Below are 384 nucleotides of genomic sequence, written 5' to 3' on the forward strand. Positions count from 1 at the left end.
GTGGACGGGCGCACGCATCATGTCCGTCTGCCATCACTGGAGGCGGCCGGAGATGTGCCGCACGGTGGACTGGTTGAACTGCGGACCTATCAGGATGCGAAGGGCCAGAGACGGGCGACACTTGCGGTGCGCTCCGATCTGTCAATCGGCGAGCAGGTGCGGGCGCGAGGCGCGACATGGCTGGATCGCCAGCTTGTCGCCCGCGAACCAGTGGCGCTGGGAGAGGGGGGCTTCGGGGCGGAGGTCCGTGACGCGCTACGCCAGCGCAGCGCTCATCTGGTCGAGCAGGGGATCGCACAGCAGGACGGAGCGCGTGTGCGCTATCCGCGTGGCATGGTCGCCTCCATGCGGGCGCGGGAGATGGGGGACGTGGCCGAACGTTTG

1 protein-coding gene is annotated in these 384 nt (G+C 68.8%); it reads left to right on the forward strand.

Features of this window, described 5'->3' with window-relative positions:
* Positions 1–384 (forward strand): DUF3363 domain-containing protein (locus B7G66_RS15000; RefSeq protein WP_048859353.1); only part of this gene is annotated, 384 nt, incomplete at both ends.

Origin of the sequence: Novacetimonas hansenii JCM 7643 (assembly GCF_000964405.1) — a bacterium.
Classification (GTDB): domain Bacteria; phylum Pseudomonadota; class Alphaproteobacteria; order Acetobacterales; family Acetobacteraceae; genus Novacetimonas; species Novacetimonas hansenii.